This is a genomic window from Natronolimnobius baerhuensis (assembly GCF_002177135.1).
GTDB classification, from domain to species: domain Archaea; phylum Halobacteriota; class Halobacteria; order Halobacteriales; family Natrialbaceae; genus Natronolimnobius; species Natronolimnobius baerhuensis.
In genome coordinates, this window is the sequence record NZ_MWPH01000001.1 from 211231 (window position 1) to 229588 (window position 18358).

Below are 18358 nucleotides of genomic sequence, written 5' to 3' on the forward strand. Positions count from 1 at the left end.
TTCCCCACTCGAGTCTGCCTTTGAGAGACAATAACGCGGGAAATCCGATTTAGACGGCCAGATGGGTGCATATACTGTTTCAGCGTAGATACCAACGGATTCTCTTTCAGGACGCGATATTTGGCTTTTTATTGTCTCTTATTCAGATTTCCACGCTCTCACTCGATGAGCGCATATTATATATGTTTCCTGTCTATTTCTATCTCCAATATGTATTTTGGTATGTTTATTTCACTCTCGAGCAGTCACGGCCACTGATAACTACTGAACGTGTGAAGCCGGGCGACTATAGCGGGGGAGTCGGCTAGTCGAGCGTACGACGAATGGGACGAAAGTACGTCCGCGACCTGCGGTGGGGGTGGCAGTGTCCGCGCTGTGAAACCGATGTGCCGGTCTCGAGAGATCCGTCGACGGAGACGTTCCGGTGGGAGTGTCCAACCGAGTCGTGTTTGTCGGTCGGATTTGGCTTTTCATCGCGGCGAAAGGCCCGGATTGCACTCCGTGAATATCACGAGCGGTATCAAGAAATATATCGATGAATGTCGATTTATCCCCCGTAGAGCGGTGCTGTAGCCGCTGACGTGTCTGTCGGCGCTGTCATCGCAGCCGGTGCGGATTCGCTCGACTCGGTGGTTGTCTCGTTCGACCCTGTGTCGGTCTCCTCGATCACGTATCGCTGGCCGAACATCGGATCGAGGAGGCTATCGACTTCGCCGCGGTCGTCTCGCAAGACAGGCGCGTCGTCGGTGTCAGGAGCCGCCATCCGATTGTCGATTGCAGCCGAGAGGTCCACGCTGAGGTCGCGCTCGTCGTTTCGCTCGACGAGGTCTGCAACCGAGAGGTCTCGTGGCTCGTTCGAGGCGACGATTTGAATATTCTGGATGGCACTCGAGTCCGAGGTCCGGAAGCTCTCGAGGTCGTCGAACGACGCCTCCATCGTTCGATACTGGGCGTGATAGAACTCGGCGGCAGCGCCACTCGGTGCGGCGATGACGTTCGCATGGAGCATGCCGTTGTCGGCCAGCCGATCCGACGCGAGGTCCATGAACTCCTCGGTCGTGAGGTGGAACGGAACCTGATCCTGTTTGTAGGCGTCGAGGACGATCAGGTCGTAAGTCTCATCAGTTCGCTCGAGGAACTGGCGGCCGTCTTCGGTGTAGACGGTCACGTCGTCGCGCTCGAGGCCGAAGTACTCCTCAGCAGCATCGGTGACGTCGGGATCGAGTTCGACGACGTCGATGTCAGCGTCGTACTGTTCTGCGAAGTCCTGCGGGCCGGTGTAGCCACCGCCGCCGATGAACAACACGCGGTCGACGTCATCCACGCCGTCGGCCATGAGCATCGGCAGGTGGAAGTACTTCGTGTAGGTGAAGACGTGGCGATCAGGGTCCTCGAGGTCAATCGCGCTGTGGCGAGCGCCGTCTAAGTACATTGTTCGTTCGCTTCCGCTGTCGACGATCTCGAGTTGCTGGTGGGCAGTGCCGGTTTCGTAGACGATGTCGCCGCGGTGGTCGAAATCGACGGGTGCGCCGCCGGCCGCGCCGACGAGCAACAGGACGACAATCACGCTCGCAACGGTTGGCTTTCGTGGCGGTGTCGGGCCGGTGAGTGCGAGTGCCGTTCCGACGAGGATGAGGCCGAACAGCAGTCCGATCTGGCTGACGGTAAGGACGGGAATCAGGAAGAACGTCGTCGCACCCGAGCCGATGATGCTGCCAATCGTTCCGAGTGCGTAGACGTGGCCGGAGGCCTCGCCGGTTCCCTCTTTTGTCGAGAGTTCGGCCGCGTAGGGGCTGATAAAGCCAAGCAGGTACGTCGGTGGGCCAAACAGGACGATGACCGCCGGGAGCGAGGCGTATCGCGGCGGCAGCGCCAGCACTGACGTATGTGTCAGCAACAGATCGCTCGCGTAGATGACGACGCCGATGTAGACCGCGGTTCCGAGCATCAGCCAGGACATTTCTCGGTTCGTGGCGAACGCCGCTCGTTTCCCACCTTGCCAGTAGCCAAGACTCAACGCCGCAAGACAGACCGTCAAAATGCCGCCGACGGTGTAAATATGGCTGCCGAACTGCGGCGCGACGATCCGGACCGCAAGGATCTCGAGGCCCATACTGGTGATTCCCGAGACGAATACCGCGAGTTCCGGCTTCGTCGGCCGGTACGCAACGGCACTCCGTATATCCATCACCTGTGTGAAACCGGTCCGGCGCTGAGTACTTGTCGCCTCGAGACGCACTGACCGGTCCTCTCTGTCCGCTGGACGCCGCGACCGCCTCACCTGGGGTCGTTAGTTCGTTGTAATAATTTCGATGACGTCACGGGATTCGACTTCGTAGTCCTTGCCGAGTTGGCGGTTCGACCGACAGTCAATGGCGTGGAGGAAGCCGTCGCCGATATCGGAGTGGAGGCTGTACGCGAAGTCCTCTGCGGTCGAGTTCGGCGGGATCAGATAACAATCCGGCAGGACTTCACCGCGTTCGTTCCCCAGTCCGTTTGCGCCGCCGGGGAACACCGGCGTCACGCCGAGGACGTCGAACAGCGCGGTCTCGAGGGCTGCCTGAACGCCCGTTGCGCCGTATTCCGAGAGGAAGTCCCGAATCTGCTCGAGGCCTTGTTCTTGCTCGCCTGAAACGTCACCCGAGATATCGAAGTCCGAATCGCCGGGTCGGTAGTCGAGGACGCCGGCTTTGTCGGCCGACTTCAGGGCTTTCTCGGCGTGGGCGCTACAGGGGACAATCGTCAGGTGCTCGTACGCCGGATCGGTCGTGATCTCCTCGTAGTTTTCCTGCGCTTCGGGCGTGTCCATCTTGTTCGCCGCGATGACCATCGGCTTGGTCTCCTTGCGGATCTCGCGGGCCAACTCGAGTCGGTCGTCGTCGTCCCATTCTTCGGGATCGAAGCCGATGTCAACGCGGCGGATCAGGAGTTTGATCTCGTCTTCGTTCGTTTTGAACGCGCTCATCTGCTCGGCGAGTTCCTCCTCAATGGCGTCGTCCTCGGTGGTGTAGCCCGACTCGTAGCGGTTGATCCCCTTTTTGAGGACATCGAGATACCACTGATCGAGTTCTTCCTCTAAGAAGGCGATATCGTCGCGTGGGTCGTGGCCCTCCGTGGCTTCGCCCTCGAGGTCGGTTTTCCCGGAGAAGTCGACGACGTGGACGAGGACGTCGGTTTCGTTCAGGTCGGAGAGGAACTGGTTGCCAAGGCCAGCGCCCTCGTGTGCGCCGGGGATGAGTCCGGCGACGTCGACGAGTTTCGTCGGGACGAATCTGGTGCCGTGGTCGCAGTAGCCGACGTTCGGGGTGCACTCCTCGTCGAACTCGGGGGCGGCACAGTCGACGCGGACGTACGCCTCGCCGACGCTTGGGTCAATGGTCGTGAACGGGTAGGCCCCTTCGGGGACGTCGTTCATCGTCGCGGCGTTGAAAAAGGATGACTTGCCGACAGAGGGTTTGCCGACGAGTCCGATCCGGTAACTCTGACTCATTATCCCGTCTGCGCGAGCGGCACCTAAACGGGTTTCTCTCCGCTTCCACAATGGTATGAATTCACACAACAGGGGAGTCAGGAGGGCACTCGAGTACTGAATCGAAGAACCGGGCCGAAAAGGACGCGACAGCAGAGGCGTCGCCGACCGCGACGCTACTCGGTGCTACTGGAGATCGCTCGCCAGCTCCAGCCGGCAAGCCCGAGCCAGACGAGCACGAGCACGCCGAACATGCCCCACTGCTGGGTCTGAGTCTCCGCAACGGGGGCGAAAATACTCACCAGCCCAGTCGCTTGCATCAACGCGATTGCGACGAGCAGGAGCCCAAAAATCGAGACGGCGGCGATCCCGAGCCAGTTTCTGGCCATCCACTGTCCCTCGCGCTCGGCCTCCTGCGTATCAGTAGTCGGCGTCTCCGTCGGCTCTTGGTCGGGACTGGACATGCTATGTCCTACAACAGACATCCGGGAAACGATTGCACCTGCAACTTCCGGCCACGGTATTCGTCCGTCTCACTCCTCGAGGACGGCCCCCAGCGCGTCCATCGTCTCGTCGACCCGCTCGAGGCGAGCGTTGTGTCCCATGTGACCAACTCGAAGGATGTCCTCGGCTTGGTCGCCGAGGCCGGTCGCGAGGACGATATCGTGCTCGTCGCGCATCACTTCCTGTAGCTCCACAGCGCGACCGTCGACCTCGAGTGCGGTGACGGTCGGCGAGGCGGCTGACTCGGTCGCATACGTCTCGAGGCCGATTTCCGCGGCGCGGTCGCGACACCGCGTTGCAGCCGCTTCGTGGCGCTCGAAGATGGTCTCGAGGCCCTCCTCGAGCAGCAGGTCGGTCGCGGTCTCGAGGCCGGTGACGTTCGCCGAGAGATGCGTGTAGGGGAACCACTCGTCGTCGGCCGCGGTCCGCCAGGGCTCGAGATTCGTATAGAGCGAGTTGGTCTCGGTGGCCTCGATACGGTCCCACGCGCGCTCGCTGATCGCACAGGTCGTCAGCCCCGGCGGCGCGCTGACACACTTCTGGCTCGCACCGAGACAGATGTCGATCCGATCCGTCGGGACCGGTGTGCCACCGAGCGAGGAGACAGCATCCACAATCGAGAGCACATCGTGGTCCTCGAGCACGTCCAGAATCGGCTCGAGGTCGTTTAACGTCCCGGTCGGCGTCTCGCAGTGGACCATCGTCGCCACGTCGATGGGGTCGCCGGTATCCGCCGCACGCTCGAGTTCGGCTGCGACGGCGTCGGGGTCGAGCGTCTCTCGCCACGACGACTCACACATGAGTGCCTCGCCGCCGTAGTCCTCGACGAATTCGCCGAACCCATCGCCGTAGAGTCCGTTCGAGAGACACAGAACGCGGTCGCCCGGCGAGAGCACCGACGCGATTGCAGCCTCGAGACCGAGAATGCCCTCACCGCCGAGGACGACGATATCCCGGTCGGTGTCGGGGTCGGAACTCGAGCCCTGCGGCTGGTCGGTGCTCGCTCCCGCGGCGTAGATTTGCTCGAGGTTGTCGGTCAGCGAGCGATAGATGTCGAAGAACTCGGGTTCGACGTCAGGGTTCGGCGTCGGCTCGGCCATTCGCTCTCGGACGGCGGCCGGGACGGCAGTCGGACCGGGAGTCATTCGGAGTCGGTCGTCGGTCATGGGCGCTACTCGGGGAGCCGTGGCGTTAAATCCCGACCTTCTCGCGTTTTGTGCGGAGGGTTCCACGAACGAACGGCGTCGCGGGAAACACGCCGAACGCGAGGCGTTCGATCTCGTCGACTGCGAATGCCTCGTGGCCGGCGAACAGCGAGACGGTGTCGCGATTCAGCTGACAGCCCCCAGCAGCGCGCTTCCAGACCGGGTTCAACACGTTCTGACCAGTCCCACGCCAGCCATCAGCCCGGACGTGCTCGAGGAATCGAAACTCACCGCCGGGGCGAAGCACGCGGGTGACTTCCGAGAGCGCGGCTTCGGGGTCTTGAACGGTACAGAAGACCATCCCGGAGATCACCACGTCGAAGGAATCGTCAGGGTAGGGAAGCGACTCGGCGCGGGCATCTCGCAGGTCCACCGCGAGTTCGGCGTCTCGAGCCGCTGTCACTGCCCGCTTGCGCATATGTGGGTCCGGCTCGATTGCGTGATACTCGAGTGTGTCAGTCGCTGCTCCCTCGGCGACGAAGGGAAACATCGCGCCGTTTCCGGCCCCGATCTCGAGGACGCGACCGGCTAGCCCGTTGGCGAGATACTCGCGGTGAGGGCCGAGCAACAGTCGCTGGGGAAGCCAGTCGTAGAGTGTGGCGAATCGGGGATGGGCGATGTCGTGGTCGGAATCGCCGTCGTGATCGGACCGGCTCGATCTGGTGGGTGCCGTCATAGTGCAAGTAACGGGAGAGAGGCAGGTAATCGTTTGCTCGGACTCAGCGAATCGTCTTCGGAATCCGCTCGAGGACGTCCGTCGCGACGACACCGGGACCGTAGTCGGCCGTCGCCAGTTCGCCGCTCTTACCGAGAATCCAGGCGGCCAGCTCCGCGGCCTCTTGACGGTCCAGTCCCTGCCCGAGCAGCGACGCCGTGATCCCGGCGAGCGTATCGCCCGTTCCGGCGACGGACAGCGCCGACGTTCCCGTCTCGTTCTCGAGGCGCTCGCCGTCGGCGACGATTTCGTCGACCGCGCCGGTCAGTGTGATGACCGCCCCTGTCTCCTCGGTGAACGTCTCGAGCGAGCCGTAGGCGTCGTAGATCGGGCCGTCTTCGGAGCCACTGGGCGTCAGAACGGCATTCGAGAGGTCGGCCTCGAGTGCGGGTTCGATTGCGAGTGCATCGACAACGACGGGACCCTCGAGCGTGTCAATCGCCTCGCAGATGGCGTCAGTGTCGGCGTCGACCAGTCCGGGGCCGATGACGAGCGCGTCGGCCCACTTGTCGAGGTCAGTGATGCGCTCGGTTGTCTCCGCGGTAAACGTCGTGCCCGCATAAGAACTCACGAGCAGGTTCGGTGAGTGACTCGCGACGATCTCGTAGATGTGCTCTGTCACCAGCGTCCGGACGTGGTCCGAGCCGGTTCGAAGCGCTGCCAGGCCGACGATGGCTGGCTGATTCGGGTAGTCGACACTGCCGCCGACGACGGCGACCCGGCCGTTGTCCGTCCCGGTCGCCTCGGAGACGTTCGAGAGTGTCCGCTGGAGTCGTCCCATACTCCCGGTGGCGGCGCGAGCCTGGTAGTTATTTGGCAGGCGTGGTCGTGCCGGTTGTCCACTGGTTCGCTGGTTCAGCCGTCATGTGCTACGTCACCATGTTACAGCTGGAGTTCGTCTAGGCAGCTATGTTCGACGATAGAACTGATGCCGGAACCCAACTCGGTGCGGATCTCAAGCGCCGCGGTGTCGAAGCCGATCTCGTCCTCGCGATCCCTCGCGGGGCGCTCCCCGTGGCACGACCGGTTGCGGACGCACTCGAGGCAGACCTCGACGTCGTCGTCGCACGGAAACTCGGCGCACCGGGCAATCCCGAACTGGCACTGGGCGCGGTCGCAAGCGACGGCAGTGTCTGGTACAACGACGACCTCATCGACCGACTCGGTGTCGACGACGAGACACTCGAGGCGATCCGAACGCGAGAAGCAGCGGCTGCTGCAGACAAACTCGAGACTTATCGTGACGAGTCCGGTGGTCCCACACTCGAGGGACAGCGCGTGCTCGTCGTCGATGACGGGGTTGCAACGGGAGCCACTGCAAGAGCGTGTCTGGAACAGGCTCGAAATGCAGATGCTGCGGCCGTTTCCCTGGCCGTGCCTGTCGGGCCACCGCAAGCGATAGCGGACCTCGAGGCGCTGGCTGATGCGGTGTACGCGCTTCGGGAGCCAGCCGACTTTCGGGCTGTCGGACAGTGGTACCGGGAGTTCGGCCAGGTCTCTGATGAGACTGCGATGGAGTACCTATCGTGACCGCCTCGAGTTCAGACGCCGTAGGTCTGGCCAATATCTGAATCGACGACCACGACCTCGTCGAACTCGAACCGTGCGCCTCCTGCCGCGCTGGCTGTTGCGCTAACGGTCCAGCCGTGGGCCTCGGCGATATCATGAACGATTGCCAGCCCGAAGCCCGTCCCGGTGCTCGCTGTCGTATAGCCGCGTTCGAACAGCATCTCCGTCTCGGCAGTCTCGGGAAAGCCAACACCGTCATCGACGACTGCAAAGCCGTTTCCAGTCCACTCGAGGCGGACGGTCAGCGGTGGGTCTGTGGCTGGCGCTGTCTCACCGGCGTCGTCGGAACGCTCGCCGTCGGTACCAGCACGCGCGGTCGACTGCGACTCCGGAATCCCGTGATCGACAGCGTTTCGGAACAGATTCTCGAGCAGGCGCTGGAGACGCTCGGGATCGGCATAGACTCGCCGTGTTGTCCCGACCTCGAGAGCGGCGTCGGCCGTCTCGACGGTGTCCCAGGCCTGTCTGGCGACGGCGCGCAAGTCGACTGGCTCCGGTGACTCGACGGACCGGCCCTGTAAGACGAACTCTCGAATTTCGTCGATTAGCCGGCTAATTCGCTCGAGCGAGCGCTCACAGGCTTCGATGGCCTCGCGGTCGTACTCCGTCTGCAAGACGTCAAGATAGCCCTGTGCGACGTTGACGGGGTTGCGAAGGTCGTGTGTCAACACCTCGGCGAACTCCGTGAGGCGCTCGTTGTGGCGCTCGAGTTCCTTGCGAGAGGTCACCCGGTCAGTGATATCGAGCGTGACGCCGACGACGCCGGCAACGCGGCCGTCCGTATCGTACCACGGTGCTTTCGTCGTCGCCGTATACAGTTCCTCGCCGGTGCCCGTTCTGGCAGCCTCGAGTCGGTCCGTAATCGTCGCTTCGCCGTCGATCACTCGGCGGTCGTCTGCGAGTGCCTCCTCGGCAAACGCCGTCGCGTAGAGGTCGAAATCCGTCTTGCCAACGATGTCCTCGGCGTGTGGATGAACCTTCCCCTCGCTGTTCTTGATGAACGCCTCGGGGTTGTTTCGCGTCATGTAGTCACTGACTCGGACGTGTCGACTCGCCCGATCCTTGAAGTAAATCGACAGCGGCAGGTTCTCGAGCAACGACTCGAGCATCGCCGCCTCGCGTTCCAGAGACTCGATCTGCCGTGCCCGTTCGGTATCCTCGATGACGGTTCCGACGAGTTCGTCGCCCGCGGGTCGCCACTGGATGTGAAACGTTCGGCGCTCGCCATCCCGACCTGCAATCGAAAACCGCATCTCCCGTGGCTGATCGAGCGTTGCCAATTCGTCTGCGACCTGCTCACGATGGGATGGCGTGACCAACTCGGTGAACGACCGCCCCTCGAGTGCGCTGGCGTCAGTTCCGAACAGTCGCGCGAGCGATGGCGTCGCGTAGGTGATGACGCCATCACGGACGAGACAGTGCCCGGCCCCACCAGCCGACGCCACGCGCTGTGCGCCTCGAGTGCGGTGATACTGATCGACGGCTGTGCGACACTCGTCGACGACCGTCTCGGGCGATTCAGTTCGGCGAACATAGGCCGTCGCGTCCACCTCGAACAGCGCCGCACCGACCGCGTCCTGTGGCTGCTCGCCAACGACGATCACGGGACACGCGTGCTCACGCGCCCGAACAGCCGCACAGACCTCGAGTCCGGTTTCATCCGGCAGATCGTATGCCGTGACGACGCCATCGAATCGCCCGTCTTCGAACCGGGCGATTGCCGCTGCGGCGTCGGGTACCGCCTCGAGTGTGAACTCAGTGGCAAGGTGCCGCTGGTGCTGTGATCGCTGTGGCAGTGGCTCACCGACGATCAAGAGTCGGTCACTTGTTGGCACACTTCACGTGGCGCTGTATAACACTAAATAAGTATGGATAAATTCTATATTAATTATCTATCCAGAACAAATTATCGGGGTGAGAAACAGCCATTCGGTTGTCTCTTGCGCTCGCGTTCGCGGCGGAAACGGCTTGTGGCGCGCTCAGGGCCACAGTCCACGTGCGTCGTGAGCAGCCGCGATTCGAGAGAGTGCAACGACGTACGCTGCGTCTCGCCACCGTACACCGCGGTCGTCGACCTCCGAACGCACGGCGTTCCAGGCCCGAACCATCTCCGTCTCGAGTTCGTCGTTGACGCGCTCGAGGCTCCACGAGCGGCGGTTGATATCCTGGAGCCACTCGAAGTAACTCACTGTCACACCGCCTGCGTTTGCGAGGATATCAGGGATGACAGTAACGCCCTGTTCAGCGAGGATCGAATCGGCGGCGAACGTCGTCGGGCCGTTCGCCCCTTCGACGACGAGATCAGCCTGAATCTTATCGGCGTTGTCAGCCGTGATCGCGTTGCCGACTGCGGCGGGGATCAATACGTCGACGTCGAGTTCGAGCAGCGCGTCGTTGTCGAGAACGTCGTCTGCGTTGCGCGTGACTGCCTCGGGTTCTTCGTCGTGTGACGGGATCGAGGCGACGTTGAGGCCGTCCGGATCGTACACTGCGCCATTGACATCCGAGACGGCGACAATCGTTGCACCCCACTCCTCGAGCAGGCGTGCAGCGCTCGCACCGACGCTTCCGAATCCCTGGACGGCGACGGTGGTCTCTGAGAGTGGCCGCTCTAGGTACTCGCAGGTCTCTCGAGTGACGATTGCAACGCTGCGGCCGGGTGCTTCCTCGCGCCCGTAGGAGCCGCCGACTGCGGGTGGTTTTCCGGTGACGACGCCCGGGATGGTTTCGCCTTCTTGCATACTGTAGGCGTCCATAATCCAGGCCATCGTCGCGGGATCGGTCCCCATATCGGGTGCTGGAATGTCCCTGTTCGGCCCAATCGCGTCGCGAATCTCCTGTGTGAACCGGCGGGTGAGTCGTTCCTTTTCGGCACTCGAGAGTGATTTCGGGTTGACGACGATGCCACCCTTTGCGCCGCCAAACGGGAGGTCCATGACGGCACACTTCCAGGTCATCCACATCGAAAGCCCGACACACTCGTCGCGGCTGACCTCGGGGTGAAAGCGCAGCCCGCCCTTGTAGGGGCCGCGCACGCTATCGTGCTGGGCGCGATAGCCGGTAAACACCTCGACGCTTCCGTCGTCGCGCTCGAGCGGAATCGTCACCTCGTGGACTTTTGCGGGGTGTGCCAGCCGTTCTCGAATCGCGTCGTCGATCTCGAGTTGCGAGCCAGCGCGAGCCAACTGTCGGCGCGCCGTCTCGAGGGCGCTTTCGGGTTCCGTCTCTGTCTCCGTTGTCGATACATCGCTCGTCGTCGACGCCGACTGCTCGTCTGAAGCCATTGCTGTATTACTCGATTGGTGTTTGTCGATTCCGCATCGCTGCACCGCAGTTCGGGCAGTCTTTTGGGGCCGCGGTGGTCACGACGGTGCCACAGTCGAAACATTCGTAGGACGATTCTTCACGTGGGTCGAAATAGACGTCTTTCATGGCTGGAGTGGGGTGCGCTTTCGATTTAGGAATAATAGGGATATTAGGATATGCGTGATTGTTGAGTATCTAGGGCCTGTTTTCGTATCGGGTTCACTATTCAACCCCTTCTGCAATACTTGCTGGAAGTCCCAACTCGTCGAACACCAGTGTGAACAGTTTCCGCTGTACGGTCCGGTTGTGCTGATAAAACGCGGCCGGCGAGATGCCGAGTGTCTCTGCGATTTCTTCGCCGGAGCGTTCCCGTGGCGCTTCGAAGTAACCACCGTAGTACGCAAACTGGACGACCTCGAGTTGCCGGTCGGTCAATCGCTCGAGGAGCGCTGATCGCACGTCGTGGCCGTGTACCCGTTCGGCGGTCTGTTTCGAGCGGAGTTCGACGTCAGTCAGCGCACTTGTGACGACGTCGGCGCTCTTTCGCTCGTCGACGCCGTATGGAACCTCGACGAGCAGACGCGTTCGGTCCGGCGTGGCCTCGACGTGGCGCAACACCGCGCCGTGGTCGGCGAGCTGTGAGGCAAGGAACGGACCCGCAAGCTTGAGAACGACGGTGCCGCCCTCCCCAGTTGCTGCCCCGTCTCCGCTGGTTTCACTTTCATCGTCACCAGTGCTACTCCCGTCACGTCCCTCGCCAGTCGTCGCATCCGCGCCCAGCACTCGAGCATGGTCGACGGCGACGAGGTCCTCCGCGGCACGCACAACAGCCCCAGCCGATGCCCCCTCAACCGTTGCAAAAATCGTCACACCGTCTTCGCGCTGGCGAACACCCCCGTCAAACGAGAGCGTACACTCGCTGCGACGAGCAAGCCGCGAGAGCACGAACCCCTCATCGTACGCGTCGAACTCGAGGCGCGTACTCGAGTCAGAAAGCAGCGCACTCTTGCGTTCGACACCCGCGATAGCCGAGGCGACGGTCTCGCCGAGTTCCGCGAGGACGGCCCGCGTCATATCGTCGACGGCGCCCGGCCGGTCGGCGTAGACGGTCAACACGCCGTAGGTGAATTCGTCGTAGGCGATAGGGACGCTGATGACCGAGTGATACTCGCGAGCGAGCGCTTCAGAACGCCACGGCGCATCGCGCAGATCGGTTGCGACGTTATCGACAATCGTCACGTCTCGAGTCCAAGCGGTTCTGACCGCCGGTTCGCCGGTAGCGGCCTCCGAATCAGCGTCGAGGCCGTCCTCGAGCGTCAACGACACGCCGTCAAGGTACTCGCCGCCGCGTCCCGTTTCGGCGCGCGTCCGGGGTCTGAGTTCGTCGTTTCCGGCGGCGACGGCACCGATCCAGGCAAAGGAGAATCGGTCGGCCGTCGTCAGTCGGTCACAGACTGCGCGTTCGATTTCCTCGCGGGTCTCGGCGCGAACGAGTGCAGCGTCTATCTCGCGGATAATCTCGTTTACGCGATTGAGGCGAGCAAGTTGTCGATTTTGCTGCTTGAGCGTCCGATCCCGTTCGCGAAGTCCGTGCTCGCGTTCGACGCGATCAAGTGCCGCCTCCGCCGTCGTCGCCAGCAAGTCGGTCAACTCACACAGCACGTCGTCGAAAACGTCCGGTTCGTCGGTGCCGACGAGAAACACACCGTGGTCGCCCAGTGGCACGATGCCCGCGCTCTTGATCTCCGTCGTCGGATTCGAAAATAGCGGCGACTCTCGAATATCTGGATAAAACTGGCCGTCGCCCTCGACGAAAACCTCGCCCGTAATACTGTCTCGAGTCGCCGTTCGAGGCGACAGCGGCCCGTGCAGCGCGGTCATCCCTCGCGAGTGTGCAACCGGTCGCAACACGTTTTCGTCCGTCTCGAACAGGTACGCGGCGCTGGCCTCGAGGTCGAGGACGTCTGCTGAGGCCTCGACGATGGCGGTTGCGATTTCGTGGTCCGTCTCGGCGTAGAGCAGGTCCTGTGAAGTCCGATGCAGCGCCGTCAAGGCCTCCTCACGGTGTTTTCGTTTCGTGATGTCGCGACAGCTATACAACAGTGTTCCATCCTGAATCGACACTTCGCGGACGTTGACCAACAGTGTGTGTTCGCGTCCGGCCTTGTCCGTCGCCGTACACTCGATATTCGTGAGCACGCCCTCGGCGGCGAGTTCCTCCCGGTCGAACAGCTCCGGTTCAAGCAAGTCGTCAATCGTCCCCATCTCGTGGATTTCGTCGTCCGAGTAGCCGAAGATGAAGTGGACGTTCGGGCAGACGTACGTAAACGCGCCCGTCTCGTCCGTAATGAGAATCGTATCGGTCATGTTGTTCAGCGTCACTCGGTGGAGTTCCTCGGACTCTCGAAGTTCGGCCTCGAGACGTGCGCGTTCGGTGACGTTGCTCGCTCGTGCGAGGACAGCGGTGACCGTCTCGCCGTCGAACACCGGCCGAATAGTGAGTTCGAGAGTCTGTGGGTCCGCCGTGGTCTCGTGTGTGTCCGTTTGGCTCAGTTCCCGACTGACGGCCCGTCCCTTCTCGAGTGAACGCTCGAGTACCCGCGACACCGTCGTCTCCCCGTCGTCGACGGCATCGAACCAGGCCAGTTCCGGGAACGCCTCTCCGTGGACATCGCCGCTCTCCATCACCGCGAGTGCAGCCTCGTTCACCCGTCGAATGTGACCATCAGGCTCGAGCACCCACGCCGCTGTCTCGGGGTCGTCGAAAATCGCATCGAACTGGCGGGCCCGAGCCCGCGTTTCGGCACAGTCGCGGCCCGTCTCGAGGGCACGCTCGAGCGCCCCAGCGAGCGCGCCACCGGCAGTGCCGTCGCCTCGCGGGACGTACTCCGTCACCCCCGCCGCGACCGCATCGCTCGCAAGTCTCTCGTCGCCGTCCCACGGCGCGAGGACGACCGGCACCTCACTGCGCTCGCGAACGCGCTCAAGCAACTCGAGGCCGGAGCTATCGGCGAGGTGTTGTGGCGTGACGAGACAGTCCACTGCAGCAGCCGCGAGCGTCTCGAGGGCCTCAGCCGCCGTTGGCACTGTCGAGACGCTGGCCACAGACTCGCGGTCGACTGTAACCGGTTCGACGTTCTCGGCCGGTTCGACGACGACGACTCGAGGTTCGTCGTCGGCGTATGCAAAACCCATTCGATGGCTATACGAGGTCCTGTGGATAGAATCCATCGGTCGCGCGACTGTGGGAGTCCTACGAGTGCGGTCGCTCACTACGGATACCCGCAATGAACGCCTTCATGCCGCGATAGAGCACGTACGCCCCAGCGAGGCCGATCAACAGGCCGGGCTCGAGCGAGTCGCCACGAACGGCCCCGAGCGCAGCCGAGAGTCCAATACCGGTGACCCCGAGCAAAAACAGTGCGGTTGCGCCGGCGACCAGCCCAACGGCGACGTATCGCGCGGCCGTCGCCGCCGATGAGCCTCGGCGCAGGGCGTCGGTGCCGTCCTCGGAAATGGCAGCGACTTCGACGGCGACCTGCAGTCCGACCAAGAGCGCACACGCAGCCAGTCCGACGAGGCCGAGCGTCGAGGGGAGGAGTGCTGTTCGTCCCGTGATCTCGAGGCTCAGGACGAGTACGAGAAAGACCGCCATCGCTGTCGGAAGACCGATGGAGACGGCGATTTTCGCCTGCGCCAGCGCAGTTGCACACGCCGACCGCAGTGGACTCGACATAGGCGAACTGTTGCTCTTTTGAATAATAGTGATTTCGGTGGGTCACCTGAACAGGCCGGCGTACTTCGACCACACGCCCCACAGGGGGACCCACCCGTCGTCGGGCGAGACACGATCTGCGAGCACGGCGTTGAGGACGGCTCCGAGCAACAGACAGAGGCTTCCGAAGTAGACCCACGTCAGGATGAGCAAGATTGCGCCAGCGATCCCGAACAGAGCGACGCTATCGGAGGTTGCGACGTAGAAGCGAAAGCTCGCGGCGAGGACGGCCCACGACAGCGCCGCGAAGATCGTCCCTGGAAACACCTCCCGGACCGAGACATCGACCTGCGGAAAGAGGTAGTACATCGGGATGAAGACGACCACCAGCAGACCGGTCAAGACGACAGAGCCGGCCGCCGTCGCGGCGAGCCCGCCCCCGCGAATCGAGAGGCTCATGCCGACGATACTGACGAGCGCGACACCGGCGACCAGCGTGAGCGTCATCAGGGCGACGTTGAACCCCGTGACGAGCGTCACCGTCGCCGCCGTCGTCATGTACGACTCCTTCTTGCGCGAGCCGTAGACATCGGTAAAGGCGCTGTTGACCGCCTGAAACAACCGGACGGCGCTCCAGAGCAAAATCACGAGCGCCAGAATCGCCGCGTACGTCCGCGCCTCGTTCCCCTCAGCAGTCGCCGCCTCGAGTCCTTCCTCCGAGACCATGCCCTCGAGTCCGGTGGCTTCCTCGAGCGCGGTGAGCAAGGGCTCGAGTGCGTCGACGAGCGTGACGCCGACGAGCAAGAGGATAACCAGCGGGACGAGCGTGTTGAACCCGTGATAGGCGAGGCCAGCGGATTTGACGCTGATCTGGCGCTCGCGGGCGACGGCGGCAACGTCTCGAGCGAGGGTCAGGAGACTCGATCTCGAGTCCGAATCGGCCATACGGTGGTCTCAACGGGGGGATACAAGTCCGTTTGGCCGGCGCCGCAGTGGTGGCAGTGAGTGCGGGCGCTCGAGCACTCGAGTTCGGTCCTATTTGTCGTGGACGACCGACTGGACGTGGCCGACTGCGCCGTTTTTCAGTTCGACTTTGGGGCCTGCCGGGTCGTCCTCGTAGACCGTTCCAATCTCACCGATAATCGGCTCACGGTCTTCGGACTGGACGTCCTGATCGCCCTGGACGAGTTCGACGGTGATACCGTGGCGGAGTTCGTCAGCGGTGGGGCGTTCGTTCGACATACAGGTGCGTGTGAGCCAGTGGCGTCAAAAAAGCTCGTGCCTGCACTCGCGTTGACCGGTCTTGTGACGCCGTTACTCGTCGTCTTCGAACTCGAGGGCGACGCTATTGATACAGTAGCGTTTGCCGGTCGGCTCGGGGCCGTCCTCGAAGACGTGCCCGAGGTGGCCGCCACACTCGGCACACAGCACTTCGGTGCGGCGCATGCCGTGGCTGGTGTCGGTCCGCGTTTCGACGCGTTCGTCGTCGGTGTCGTAGAAACTCGGCCAGCCACACCCGGAGTCGAACTTGGTTTCGGAGTCGAACAGTTCGGCCCCGCAGCCGGCACAGGCGTAGCTACCGTCGTCTTTGTGGTCGACGTACTCGCCGCTGAACGGGGCCTCCGTGCCGGCTTCGCGAAGGATGCGATACTCCTCGTCGCTGAGTTGTTCGCGCCACTCCGCGTCGTCCGTTGGACGGTCGTCGGCGTCGCCTCGGTGTTCCATACTACCAGTATGGCCGTGACGGCAAAGAATCTGTCCGCGCCGACTGGCTTATCTGTGTGTCATTACGTCCGTACTCTCACACTTCGGACACTGGGTCATCCGGCCGAGCTTTGGCACCTCGAGGCGAATCCACTGGTCGTCTCCGCCGGGTGCTTCGAACCCGCAGTTGCGACACCGTGAATAATTCGTGGTGGCTGTGTTGCTGGCCATGCGTGACTGTATGCTATTGAGTCGCATATAGGTTCGTTCAGTGCAACGTTGACTGTTCTCTCTATGTACGTATCAACAAACTCGATACTTTGCGTGCTGGTACCCAACGCACACATTCACGGCTCTCGGACGCTAACGACCACCAATGACAGTTGCGCGTACCGTCGAACTCGAGGGTCACATCATCGACTCGGGGACGATGGGCCACTGCTTCGGCGCCGTGATGGACATGGGCGGAGAATTCGAGGTCGAGGCGTTCGAGGTTGGCCGCCACACGCACGAAGAGACCTACTGTCGGATGCGGGTGCTGGCCGAGACTGAGTCGGACCTGCGGGCAATTTTGCACGAACTCAACCAGCAGGGCGCGACCGTGGCTGATCCCCGGGATGCCACGCTCGAGGCTGCGCCCGAAAACGGGGTCGTGCCGGTCGAGTTCTACAGGTGGTTTAAGGCGAGTGCCTCGGGGTCGTACGGAAATCGGAGATTTCCGTGATGACGAGACGCTTTGCGTCTCGAACCACTTGACCCCGAGGGTGAAGCCGACAACGCCTAACCTATCAACGCTAATCCATACCTTTACAACACCCAAGTCCGTCGATTAGGATATGGAAAAGTCGCTCACGAAGACACTCGTCTTCCAACTGCAATCCGATAACGAGCGACTTCTTTCCGAGGCGTACCACGAAGCCCGATGGGTGTACAACCGGACCATCCGATTAGCGAAAGACGGGATGGACTGGGACGACATCTCACCGCGTCTCGAAGACGACGCCGACCTCGTGAAGAACACTACGCAACGCATCGTCGCCAAGGCACTTGATGCACTTCAGCAGTCCTACGACCGCGACGAGTACAACACCCCCAGTCACGAGAAAGCGGGGGCGTACCCGTTGCGAATGAACTTCACCGAAGGCTACAACCTCTCCCTCGAAGACGGCGAGATACACTACCGGGTTAGTGCCAAGCCGTACAATCCGGTGAAAGGCACACTTCGTGGCGCACCAGACAACCTCGAACTTCTCGAACAAGCCCTCAAAAGTGACGAATGGAAAGTAGGAACCGCCGAAGCGATGAAGCGCAACGGCAACTACGAACTCCACGTCAACGTTACTCACCTCGAAGCCACTGTTCAGGACAAAACGGACGCTCAGACCGTCGTTGGTGTGGACATCAACGAGGACTGTGTAGCACTCGCTGCACTCCGCGAAGACGACATTGATGATTCGGTGGTCATCGACTACCCTGAAATCAAGCAAGAGCGTCATCGGTACTTCACGATGCGAAAGCGAATGCAAAACGCTGGTCAGACAGCGTTCGACCGCGTGTTCGAGGACAAGGAAGAACGGTACGTTCACGATCAACTCCACCAAGTCTCCCGGCGAATTGTGGAGTGGGTTCAGCAATTCGAGTCGCCGCTCGTTGTGTTTGAAGACCTCAAGCACATGCGAGATTCGATTGATTACGGCACTCGGATGAATCGTCGATTGCACTCGTTGCCGTTTCACAAACTCCGTTCGTTCGTCGCGTACAAAGCGGCGTTCGAAGGGATTCCGAACGATAACATCGACCCGGCTTACACCAGCCAGACGTGTTCCTTCTCAAAGTGTGAGCATATGGCTCGGTCGAATCGCCGGAAGAAGCGGTTTAAGTGCAAAGCGTGTGGTCGGCAAGACCACGCTGACCGGAACGCGGCAGTGAATATTGCGAAGAAAGGATTGGAGAAGTTGAATCGAAATGTGCCTGCTCTCAACACGTTGCCAACTGTTCGGAAACTGCGACGGCAGGCATCGGGCTGTGTGAACCAGCCGACCGTGACCCACGCAACCGTTCGAGGCCACCAAGCCGATGGTCGCGTGGGAGTGTCCGATTAAACCACGGGAAGCCTCGGGGTCGTTCGGAAGATCTTCGATCTTCCGTGATGACGAGACGCCTCGGCGTCT

Annotated in this window: 18 protein-coding genes and 1 pseudogene; 4 read left to right on the top strand and 15 right to left on the bottom strand. The window is 62.0% G+C overall.

The window, feature by feature from the left end; translation table 11 throughout:
- The first annotated feature begins 323 nt into the window (after window positions 1-323).
- Complete coding sequence (locus B2G88_RS19840) at window positions 324-539, top strand: hypothetical protein (protein ID WP_054863466.1); 216 nt, start codon at window positions 324-326, stop codon at window positions 537-539.
- An 8-nt stretch (window positions 540-547) separates the two neighbouring features.
- Here B2G88_RS19840 and B2G88_RS01045 read toward each other — a convergent pair whose 3' ends face one another.
- The 6 genes from B2G88_RS01045 to B2G88_RS01070 form a co-directional block, all read right to left on the bottom strand.
- Complete coding sequence (locus B2G88_RS01045; protein WP_087713738.1) at window positions 548-2188, bottom strand: spermidine synthase; 1641 nt, start codon at window positions 2186-2188, stop codon at window positions 548-550.
- A 102-nt stretch (window positions 2189-2290) separates the two neighbouring features.
- On the bottom strand, window positions 2291-3490 hold the full coding sequence (locus B2G88_RS01050; protein WP_087713739.1) for a redox-regulated ATPase YchF: 1200 nt from the start codon (window positions 3488-3490) through the stop codon (window positions 2291-2293).
- A 155-nt stretch (window positions 3491-3645) separates the two neighbouring features.
- On the bottom strand, window positions 3646-3933 hold the full coding sequence (locus B2G88_RS01055; protein ID WP_054863468.1) for a hypothetical protein: 288 nt from the start codon (window positions 3931-3933) through the stop codon (window positions 3646-3648).
- A gap of 69 nt (window positions 3934-4002) precedes the next feature.
- Window positions 4003-5139 carry a pyridoxal-phosphate-dependent aminotransferase family protein gene (locus B2G88_RS01060; protein ID WP_087713740.1) on the bottom strand — a complete coding sequence of 379 codons (1137 nt, stop codon included), beginning with the start codon at window positions 5137-5139 and terminating at the stop codon, window positions 4003-4005.
- 25 nt (window positions 5140-5164) lie between these two features.
- Window positions 5165-5854 (bottom strand): class I SAM-dependent methyltransferase, encoded by a 690-nt coding sequence (locus B2G88_RS01065; protein WP_054863469.1) that lies wholly within the window; start codon window positions 5852-5854, stop codon window positions 5165-5167.
- Between the two features lie 43 nt (window positions 5855-5897).
- On the bottom strand, window positions 5898-6674 hold the full coding sequence (locus B2G88_RS01070; RefSeq protein ID WP_054863470.1) for an NAD(P)H-hydrate dehydratase: 777 nt from the start codon (window positions 6672-6674) through the stop codon (window positions 5898-5900).
- A 128-nt stretch (window positions 6675-6802) separates the two neighbouring features.
- Between B2G88_RS01070 and B2G88_RS01075 the strand changes: the two genes are divergently transcribed.
- A complete protein-coding gene (locus B2G88_RS01075) occupies window positions 6803-7423 on the top strand; it encodes a phosphoribosyltransferase (RefSeq protein WP_087713741.1) in 621 nt (206 codons plus the stop codon).
- Window positions 7424-7434: 11 nt separating this feature from the next.
- Here B2G88_RS01075 and B2G88_RS01080 read toward each other — a convergent pair whose 3' ends face one another.
- The 9 genes from B2G88_RS01080 to B2G88_RS19370 all read right to left on the bottom strand — a co-directional run bounded on the left by B2G88_RS01080 (window position 7435) and on the right by B2G88_RS19370 (window position 16418).
- A complete protein-coding gene (locus tag B2G88_RS01080) occupies window positions 7435-9297 on the bottom strand; it encodes a hybrid sensor histidine kinase/response regulator (RefSeq protein ID WP_054863471.1) in 1863 nt (620 codons plus the stop codon).
- A gap of 144 nt (window positions 9298-9441) precedes the next feature.
- On the bottom strand, window positions 9442-10746 hold the full coding sequence (gene gdhB, locus B2G88_RS01085) for a glutamate dehydrogenase GdhB (RefSeq protein WP_054863472.1): 1305 nt from the start codon (window positions 10744-10746) through the stop codon (window positions 9442-9444).
- 7 nt (window positions 10747-10753) lie between these two features.
- Window positions 10754-10894, bottom strand: coding sequence for a rubrerythrin-like domain-containing protein (locus B2G88_RS19005; RefSeq protein WP_140408808.1), 141 nt, complete (start codon window positions 10892-10894; stop codon window positions 10754-10756).
- Between the two features lie 96 nt (window positions 10895-10990).
- A complete protein-coding gene (locus B2G88_RS01090) occupies window positions 10991-13963 on the bottom strand; it encodes a bacterio-opsin activator domain-containing protein (protein WP_087713742.1) in 2973 nt (990 codons plus the stop codon).
- A gap of 58 nt (window positions 13964-14021) precedes the next feature.
- On the bottom strand, window positions 14022-14504 hold the full coding sequence (locus B2G88_RS01095; RefSeq protein WP_054863965.1) for a hypothetical protein: 483 nt from the start codon (window positions 14502-14504) through the stop codon (window positions 14022-14024).
- 42 nt (window positions 14505-14546) lie between these two features.
- Complete coding sequence (locus tag B2G88_RS01100; RefSeq protein ID WP_087713743.1) at window positions 14547-15428, bottom strand: YihY/virulence factor BrkB family protein; 882 nt, start codon at window positions 15426-15428, stop codon at window positions 14547-14549.
- A 90-nt stretch (window positions 15429-15518) separates the two neighbouring features.
- Window positions 15519-15725: a DUF2196 domain-containing protein gene (locus B2G88_RS01105; protein WP_054863966.1), complete on the bottom strand. Its 207-nt coding sequence runs from the start codon at window positions 15723-15725 to the stop codon at window positions 15519-15521.
- A 72-nt stretch (window positions 15726-15797) separates the two neighbouring features.
- Entirely contained in the window at window positions 15798-16208 is a 411-nt protein-coding gene (gene msrB / locus B2G88_RS01110; RefSeq protein ID WP_087713744.1) for a peptide-methionine (R)-S-oxide reductase MsrB, read from the bottom strand.
- A 48-nt stretch (window positions 16209-16256) separates the two neighbouring features.
- Window positions 16257-16418 (bottom strand): hypothetical protein, encoded by a 162-nt coding sequence (locus tag B2G88_RS19370; RefSeq protein ID WP_176393156.1) that lies wholly within the window; start codon window positions 16416-16418, stop codon window positions 16257-16259.
- Between the two features lie 145 nt (window positions 16419-16563).
- On the opposite strand from B2G88_RS19370, the pseudogene B2G88_RS01115 reads away from it, so the two are divergent.
- Both B2G88_RS01115 and B2G88_RS01120 read left to right on the top strand, forming a co-directional pair.
- Window positions 16564-16857 (top strand): annotated as a pseudogene (locus tag B2G88_RS01115) (TIGR00300 family protein); the annotation flags it as partial.
- Between the two features lie 166 nt (window positions 16858-17023).
- Window positions 17024-18289, top strand: a complete 1266-nt coding sequence (locus B2G88_RS01120; protein WP_087713745.1) for an RNA-guided endonuclease TnpB family protein — start codon at window positions 17024-17026, stop codon at window positions 18287-18289.
- Window positions 18290-18358: the final 69 nt, after the last annotated feature.